Here is an 8,513-nt window from a genome sequence, read left to right as displayed (position 1 = left end):
AACGATCAGAACGGCAAGTCGACGACGTCCCTCAGGCATCATCGGAGCATTAACGTGAGTCACGAGGACCTCCGGCGGAGTTGGTTGTGGTAACCCCTCCAATACCGGAGGTCCTCGTCTCACGTCATCTGTTCACAACCTCGTGGGGAACTACAGCTAGCGCTCCGAGCAGGGGGCACCCCCAGGCTCCACTGTGCAGGTCTCCCACCCGCCGCGGCCACCGAAACCACAGGCGCGCCCGCCAGAGCGGACGCGCCTGTACTTTCGGTGGCCAGGGCCGGGGTCGAACCGGCGACCTTCCGCTTTTCAGGCGCTGAAGGACGTTCGCCTGGTCTCTTGCTCGGCTGATTCGGCCTGGAATGACAGCGGTCGAGTCCGCGCGCGTTCAGCTCGGTCGAGCCCCGTTGCTGTCACCACTGCTGTCAGGTGGGTCGAGGATTCGAGCCGACGAGCACGGCGCGCCAGCGCCGCGCGCAGTCGGGATGCGCCGGCGGAGCCGGCGCCTTGACGGAGTAAAGAAAGTTCTCACAACCTCGGTCAGCCATGAATCTGCGTCACCAGTTGACGCCTGATCTGTTGTGCGTTCTCGAAGGTAGAACGATGTGGCGCCTGAGAAGTTGAGTTTTGCTTACGAGCAACCCAGGCACGTAGTCGCATCCGTGGATTCAAAGGCAGCGGGCGGCTGGATGGTCCAGCAGGTATCACATGTGCGCGCGCCGACAAGTTGCTCCTCGTGGCATGCGCAGCGGCTGCACTCGGAGCATGGCGGTTCTCCACAGCGTGGGCATGGGGTTGTGAGTACTGCGAAACTGGCGCTGCAGTACTCACAGTGCCGTTCCTCAAACTCCGCCGAATACGCACGGCCACCACCAAAACGGGTCCACGGAGCTTGGCCATCCACTGCAACGAGGACGGTGCGGCCCGTATCCGTCGCGGCATCAATATGCATCTCGCCGGTCCTGCTGATCCCCTGATTCAGTCGGTCAATGCCGCGGACGAGTGCTCCGGAAGCGGCCCGAAGAGCCAGTCCAGATTGAGGTGTGCTGCGTGGTATCGGAAACACGTCGCCAGACCTCGCCGTGAATTCGGCTTCTCCAAGCTCGTTGAGCAGCATCACATAACCCGGATGCGACATCGACTCTGCCGATGCTACGGCGACCGCTTCTTCGGAGGCGGAAACCCGGCTCATCAGATCTAAGACAGCTCGAGCTGTCACCCCATTGGTAAAGGCCTGTTCGCGCGTTGCCAACGGCACTAGTACCAGGGACGCGAAAGCGTCGCACATCTTTTCCTCGAGCCAACCAGGGTCGGTAGAAGCGAAGAGGTCTGTCAGTACCTCGAAGACTTGATCTCGGAGATGGTGACCGTATTCATGAACGAGGCTGAACCGTCGGCGCCCTGGCGATGCATCCAGCGCCACCGAGATCTCGGCTGGCACAGTGGCGCCAACGTACGTGGCAGCTATGGAGCAGCCCCCCGGGAGTACGGATGGTTCGACCCAACGAACTGTGACGCTCGAGTCCCTCTCCAGTGCCACCTGTGGGTCTGATGACATCAACTCGACGTCAACCACCTCGACTTGCATGACGTGGTCTAGAAGACGACTGGCAAGCTGTCCGGCGGTTGCGTGCATGGCGAGGTTCTATTGGTCAAATGACGAGGTTCGCGTGGCTTGGAGACACCGGAATCACGACTCACTTCGGAACCGCACAGCGATTCGATCCCGTAGGGCGCGTTTCCACTCCTCTACTGTCGCGTTGTTCCCTGGTGCACTCGTGGGTCCGTACACCGTGCGTGCGGCAATAGGTGTCTCAATTAGGTCGACGAGAAACTTGCGCGGACTCAGTGGTGCTCCGGCCTCGCTCGACTGGGCAGCCTCGAGCCAGAGCTGACGATTTGCAGGCTCCGCGATCAGTTCTAGAGCTGCAATTCTCATGTTCTCGGGATGGCCCACACGGACCTTCGAGCCAAAGTATGAACTCAGAACTTCGATCTCCGGACCCTGTGGCTTTGCGCGTCCAGTCTTGAGGCTTAGGAGCCTTCCAGGTGCAATTCCTGTCGCCTCTACCAGCGAAGGTAGATCCTGACTTGTACGCAGAAGGTCCGAAACGTCAGCCTCGGAATCGTCAAGGCTCGAAGATCCCCCGGCGATCGAACCGTCGTCATCGAGGACTGATAATGCTGCACCTTCGAACCAATTCATCGACTCTTGAAGTGAATCAAGGAACTCCTGGCGATCCCAATCGCTTTGCGCGAGCATCGGGCCGGTACTCAAATCCGAGCGCAGCGTGCCGTCGATCATCGCAACTTCGAGGCTAAGGAGTGCCTCGACCGCGTCGCGACCCTCCACCTGGCCGACATCGCCGAGGTACTGAGCAAGAGTGAAGGTCGGGACCGAGGCACTTGCCCGTAGGAAGGTCGCCGTCTGAAGAGCCAAGGAAGTACAACGAGGATCAATCAAGAGGGTGTATTCGTCTGCAAGATCTACATCCGTAGTGAGCGGAGCAACGCGGGTCCACCAACTCGACTGCGACAGGACGACTGCCAACATCTGGTTGCCCAGCCAGGACAATCGCCAAAGTTGCCCTGGGGCCACAGAGGGGAAATCATTGCTTGAAGCGCCAACGAAGGAGGCCAACTCCGACGGCAGAGCCCATTCGGCGGCAAGATTCAAGACATCGGCGCTTGGAGAGATCTGGTCGAGTTCACCCAAGAGTTCGTGCAACTCTCCGCGCTCATCTTGAGACATTGACGCTCGCCTAGCTCGGCACCACGCACAGTCAGAGACGTGCTTTTGGGCGTGGGAAGAAAGCTCAACCTCAACGATGTCAACATCGCTTAGGTGCGCTGTAGGTGCATACGGGGGTGGTACGAGTCTGGCCTGGTCGTCATTCATGTGTCTTCGCGTCCCAGTTCAGCTGGACGCGCCTCCTTTGGACAATCCATTTCCCTTCATGAGGCGCTTTGACTATCGAAGCGCCGATTCAGAGGAGCAGATGGTTGGCTGCCCGTCTGAAATGGCTTCCATTTCGTGTGCAACACATTCAAGTGCCGAATCACCCTCTCTTGTCCACAAAGGCGGCTCTTGACGCGGATCGAAAGTTGGGTCGTTACGCAGCTCGCCATCTCACACCGGGTCGAGGCCGAGATGTTGTCGAGCTGTGTCGCGCGCAGCGAAGGCGATCGTTTCGGCGTCAGCTTCGTGGTACTCACGCAGGATGGTCGAAAGTTTCAGTTGAACGCGCTGCTTCACGGCACCGACAGTCGAAACCGGCATACCTGTCTGGTCGGCGATGATTCGAATCGGTTCGTGGAGTGCCGAAAGCACCAGAATCTCCCGTTCAGTGAGCTCGTCGAAGATCACCTCTAGCGCATCCGCCACTTCCAAATTGTGAGCGTCGAAACGACCGGATGAGTGTCGTTCCATGTCGACGGCGAGGTTCTCACCGAGGTCCTCAACAGGAATGGTCGCAGGGATGGACCGGGGGTCAACCCCGAGCCGTCGGGACATCACTTCGGCGAGTTGCGGTACGGACAGCGAACCTTGAGCCTTTCTCAGCATCGCTTGAGACATTGCCATTAAAGCCGGCGTATCCGCGAGGGGGCCTTCGCGTTTGGAACTCGACCGCCATCGGACGACATTCACTTCGACGGCAGCGGCCGCCTCAGCAAGTTCGGCTAGAGGTCCTCCATAGGGAACTGAACTCTGACCACTAAGCATGACGTTACCGGCACCTGGTGAGCCGGCGGGAACCCAAGCAAATCGATCATCTTCCGAAAGGCGATCACGCAAGCGGCGAACCAGCCTGCCCATCGTCGTTCGGCGGCCAGCGGCCCGCAAGTAGTTGGTCAGCGCCGCGGTCAGATAGTTGCGGAGGCCTGGTTCGTCCTCGACGCGGGCAGCGATCTCCGTGAGGCCCGCGTAGTTGGTGGAGTCGACGAGGTAATCGTGTGCCGTTTCGAGCACGGCTTCCATTGACCAACTTCCGTGACCATCCGGTGGAGGAAACTGTCCGCGTACGGCCGCCACGGCGAGTTGCCGGTAAAGCAACTTCACGAAGTCTTCGCCGAGTCGGCCTGATCGCAACTCTTCTAAGGCGTTCAACTCGACTCCTTTCGTGCCCTCAGCATCTCTTGAACCCGCAGCCAGACCCGCTCTTCGAGCAGTCCCGCAAAGTCGACCGCAGAATCCTCGAAATGCGACCAGGGCACGGGATAGCGGCGGAAAGGATCCCACCATCCCGGGCGCTCGAGGGCCAGGTCCGCGCTCGGGGGATGAGCGACCATCTCGTTCTTGCGCTCTGGTCGGAACGTCGAGGTGCGGGTGATGACGATAGCGCGTCGCCGGAGGCCGTCGTTCGCGACGACCAGGACAGGATGGTCCGCGTGATCCTGCTCGTCGTACAGCTCGTGCGGCATCCGATACACCCCTTGGGCCCTTGGATGCTCCGGTGGGCGGATGAGCACGACGCTGCGCCTCCTGTTCGTACCTTCGTGTAGGCAAGTCCGACTGCATCGATGCCGCGCTTCGTCGGTGGCGCCAACGGGCACAGCCCGCACGGGTAGGCCCACCCGATCCGCCCTGACGACAACAGCCGTGACGACTATCGAATTCTCCCACGTGTGCTGGACAGCCTTGGCCGGTTCGTCATCTACGAGGGTTGGAAGTTCAAGGAATCTCAGTCGTTTGACTCAAGGAGCCAGCATGAAGCGCCGTGCCAACGGTTACACCGTCACCTGCCCGTACTGCCGCACCAAGTTCCTGATCGGGGGATACAGCCCCGGCCTGATCCGGTGCGGGTCGTGCGGCAAGGCGTTCAACCTCCGCTAGTTCCACCCCAACCGACGCCGCTAGCAAGGGATACCGATGATCTACGTCACCCATGTTCGTCTGAGCCCGCCAGACTCGAGGAATCATCAGCACATCGTGAAGCTGGCGTGGCGAGATCCGTCGAGCGGGGAAACCGGGCAGAGTAGCCGAGAGCAGCTCGTCACCTGGATCGAGCGTGGCGGCGACGCCCGGGTACAAGGGCCTCCCGACGTCCGTGTGCATGTCGTCGACGCCCGGCCCCGGTACCTCCGCACGGCCGCCAACAACACGTACACCGACAATCTTCTCTATTTGCCGAGGTTTTGATGTTCGTCAGCCTCGGATCTTCTTGCGCGTCAGAAGCGCGAGTGGTTGACGGCTTCGCGCCCGTGAGCTCGTCGGCTCAGACACCGGTACACAGCATTTCGGGGCGGCGTGATGCCGAGGTCTTGGCTCACGCGACGACTTCGTCGTGCCGGGATCGGGCGAGAACGGAGGTGATTCGTATGGCTAAGTCTTCGTCCCGCCGTGTCACGAGCGCTGGTGTAGCTCGCAAGGCGTCGTCCGCACTTCGTGACGGGCGTTCATCCGCGCGTACCCGCAGCATCGCCGGCAGCGCCCTCTCGCAGGCTAAGTCGCGCAAGAAGGGTTAGTTCCAGACAACGACATCCAGCCACCGCCCGGGTTGGACCCGTCGTGAACATGAGCGTAGATGGGATCTTTCGTTTGTCCTCAGGGTAAGGAGACTCGGGGCGGGTCCACACGGAAGTTCATTGCCAGACGTGGCAGCGAAGGAGGAACCCGAAGAAGTTTTTGCGAATCGCGTACGAGGCGGCTGACGCTTTGATATTCATTGCTCTGCGCAACTCATCGGGGGTGGCGTTTGAGTTGCGAGGGATTTCATGCGCTGGTTCGCTGCCGCAGTTTTTGCTTCCGTTCTGGGTGCTCTTGTAGTGCCGGCTTCGGGCGAGGAGACGACCCACACTGGGCCCTACTCATCGGAGTTCGCGAAGGCCGCTGAGACCGACTCGCCGGTCGAGATCGCTGAGGCCCGCACGGCGACCGAGACTTTGTGGGCGAACCCGTCCGGGTCGTACTCGCGTGAGATCTCGTCAGCGCCGGTTCGGGTTCGTCGTGGGTCGGGCTGGGTGCCGGTTGATCTGAACCTCGAGCAGGTCAATGGTGTTGTCCGTCCGAAGGCCGCGCCGGGTGCAGTTGAGCTGTCGGCCGGTGGCACTGACCCGATGATGTCGATGTCGGTGGGAGGCGTCGAGACTGCGGTGTCGTGGCCATCGGCACTGCCGAAGCCTGAGATCGATGGTCCGACCGCGATCTATCGCGACGTCCTCGAGGATGTAGATCTTCAACTGACCGTTACTGACGGCGGTGTTTCGCAGATTCTGGTCGTTCACAACGAGGCCGCTGCTCAGAACCCGAAGCTCGAAAAGCTGAAGCTCGAATCGGACGTAAAGAACGGCTCGCTGAAGGCCAAGGGCGACGGCTTTGCCATTGTCGACAAGACCGGCCGTGAGGTGGGTGAGTCCGCGGAGCCGACGATGTGGGACTCCAGCGGCACGGTCCTGAACAAGGACGCCAAGCCCGTTTCGGACACGAGTGCCGAAGCAATCGACCAGCGAGTCGAGGGACCGGCTGTGGGCGATGACGTGACCCCGGTCGATCTGAGTGTGAACGACGAAAACCTGACGCTTGAGCCGGACACTGATGCTCTGACAGGCGATGACGTCTCCTACCCCGTCTTCATCGATCCGAAGGCGTCGTCGTCGGCATTCGCGTGGGCGATGGTGTTCAAGCAGCACCCGACGTCGTCGTTCTACAAGTGGACCGACTCTGAAGGGCAGGGTGTCGGCTACCAGAATTACAACGGGGTCTCGACGAAGCGGCTCTTCTTCCAGCACAGCATCAGCTCGGTCACTGGCACTCAGATTCTCTCTGCGACCTTCAAGGCTCGAATGAACTGGTCCGCCTCGTGCACGACGCGTGCGGTCAAGATCTACCGAGCGGGCGCCGTGACGTCGGATCGAACGTGGAACGACCAGCCGACGTGGGGCGAGTACCAGGACAGCAAGTCCTACTCGGCCGGTTGGTCCGGTTGTAATCCGAGCGGGCGCGACGTGGTCTGGAACGTGAAGAACGCGGTCACCGATGCCGCTGCTGAGGGACGCCCGACAGTGGCGTTCGGCCTCCGCGTCTCCGACGAGACCGATCCGCTCACGTGGCGCCGTTTCCGGCACACGACGTCGATCACGGTGGAGTACAACCGCAAGCCGAACACGCCGTCGCCCCGCTCGATCAACGGCATCTCTTGCCCCGCGTCTACCGTCGTCCGCCTCGGCCGCATGACGATTCCGCCGGTGATGCGCGCTGGCTTGTCCGATCCGGACAAGGACAACGTCCGAGCGCGGTACCAGTGGAACGCCGGGTCGAGCGTCATCTCCACGAGTCCTGAGGTCATCGGCAGCTACGTGGCCAGCGGGTCCACGGCTTCACAGAACTTCCCGGTCAGTCCGGGCACGGATGGCACTATCCCATCGGGCACCTGGTCCTTCCGCATTCGCGCGCAAGACCGTCTCCCATCGGGATCGACTGGTATCACCAGCGGATGGTCGGACGAGTGCACGTTCACTGTCGACGCCACGGCAGCTGCGACACCGGTTCTGCTAAATGCGCCGGGTCAGATTGATCCGACGGAGCGCTGGAAGGCTGGCGAGTCGTACGCGGTCACGTTCGCGCCCGGCGATGGACAGCCTGCTGCCGACACCGTCGGCTACCGGTTCGCGATCGACTCCAACACTCCGCCGACCACAGCGATGCTTCCGGCGAGCGCCACGGATCACACGTACCAGCAGGTCCTGACTATCCCTGATCTTGGCACCCACACGCTTTGGCTCTGGGCCTATGACCTGGCAGGTAACCGCAGCGAGTATCCGCTGTCGTTCCCGTTCGAGGTCGTCGACCCGAACGCGGTCGCACGGTCGACGTACTCCTTCGACGAGGAGTCTGGCAACGATGCGATCGACTCCACCGGCGCCTTCACCCTCAACCTTGGCACCGCCACTCGGGCCACCCGCGCCTTGGTGGTCGGGGACGACCCGGACAACCCGGAACGGGACGGCATGATCGGCGTGACCGACGCGACGACGACCCTTCCCTCGGTCACCGGATCGCTCATCGACACGACACGGTCGTTCGCGATCTCGGCGTTCATCGACCCCGCGGCTTCCGGCACACCGACCTCGATGACAGCCCTCAGTATCGCGGGTTCGAACACCAATGGCGTCGAGCTGGGTGTCGAGCCCAATGGCACCGGTTTCGACTACGTCTTCCGAGTATGGGACACCGCGACCAACGGTTGGGCCACGGCCACCGTGCCTGGAGATGACGGTCAACCCGGGACCCGCTTGGTCGTCGCATCCTTCGACGCGATCAGCGGAACCTTGACCCTCTCGGTGCCAGAGGGCACGGCGCCTGACGGAATGTCCGCGGGCGGCGTGGTTCCGCCCTTGGAACTCACAAATCAGCACCTCGTAGTCGGTGCAGCTGCTGATGGCACCCGCCGATGGAACGGCTGGCTCGACCAGCTCGTCGTCGCGGCTGGATCCTTCTCGGCGAACGACATCGCCGATCAGATGACGATCAAGACTCGTGCGACGGAGTGCGTCGAGCTGGACGGAGTGTGCTGACC

At 61.6% G+C, this 8,513-nt stretch carries 7 protein-coding genes and 1 tRNA gene; 3 read left to right on the top strand and 5 right to left on the bottom strand.

Translation table 11 applies throughout. The features are described 5' to 3' along the window. Nucleotides 1-268: 268 nt before the first annotated feature. The 5 genes from FHP06_RS06635 to FHP06_RS06615 form a co-directional block, all read right to left on the bottom strand. Nucleotides 269-335 (bottom strand) — tRNA-Phe (locus FHP06_RS06635). A 293-nt stretch (nt 336-628) separates the two neighbouring features. Next, nucleotides 629-1,555 (bottom strand): ImmA/IrrE family metallo-endopeptidase, encoded by a 927-nt coding sequence (locus FHP06_RS16325; RefSeq protein WP_407921279.1) that lies wholly within the window; start codon nt 1,553-1,555, stop codon nt 629-631. 132 nt (nt 1,556-1,687) lie between these two features. After that, the gene (locus FHP06_RS06625; RefSeq protein WP_147684978.1) at nt 1,688-2,749 is read right to left on the bottom strand and encodes a hypothetical protein; all 1,062 of its coding nucleotides are present in this window, start codon (nt 2,747-2,749) and stop codon (nt 1,688-1,690) included. A gap of 378 nt (nt 2,750-3,127) precedes the next feature. Continuing rightward, the gene (locus FHP06_RS06620; protein ID WP_147684977.1) at nt 3,128-3,976 is read right to left on the bottom strand and encodes a sigma-70 RNA polymerase sigma factor region 4 domain-containing protein; all 849 of its coding nucleotides are present in this window, start codon (nt 3,974-3,976) and stop codon (nt 3,128-3,130) included. A 125-nt stretch (nt 3,977-4,101) separates the two neighbouring features. Next, on the bottom strand, nt 4,102-4,419 hold the full coding sequence (locus FHP06_RS06615) for a hypothetical protein (protein WP_147684974.1): 318 nt from the start codon (nt 4,417-4,419) through the stop codon (nt 4,102-4,104). A gap of 286 nt (nt 4,420-4,705) precedes the next feature. Here FHP06_RS06615 and FHP06_RS16265 point away from each other — a divergent pair, with 286 nt between their 5' ends. The 3 genes from FHP06_RS16265 (at nt 4,706) to FHP06_RS06605 (ending at nt 8,511) form a co-directional block, all read left to right on the top strand. Further along, nucleotides 4,706-4,831 (top strand): MJ0042-type zinc finger domain-containing protein, encoded by a 126-nt coding sequence (locus FHP06_RS16265; RefSeq protein ID WP_269140118.1) that lies wholly within the window; start codon nt 4,706-4,708, stop codon nt 4,829-4,831. Between the two features lie 36 nt (nt 4,832-4,867). Beyond that, on the top strand, nt 4,868-5,137 hold the full coding sequence (locus tag FHP06_RS06610; RefSeq protein ID WP_147684971.1) for a DUF3892 domain-containing protein: 270 nt from the start codon (nt 4,868-4,870) through the stop codon (nt 5,135-5,137). Nucleotides 5,138-5,712: 575 nt separating this feature from the next. Next, on the top strand, nt 5,713-8,511 hold the full coding sequence (locus FHP06_RS06605) for a DNRLRE domain-containing protein (RefSeq protein ID WP_147684968.1): 2,799 nt from the start codon (nt 5,713-5,715) through the stop codon (nt 8,509-8,511). Nucleotides 8,512-8,513 lie beyond the last annotated feature (2 nt).

It is taken from the genome of Aeromicrobium terrae (assembly GCF_008039565.1).
Lineage (GTDB): Bacteria > Actinomycetota > Actinomycetes > Propionibacteriales > Nocardioidaceae > Aeromicrobium > Aeromicrobium terrae.
This window is presented reverse-complemented; position numbering and strand designations above follow the sequence as displayed.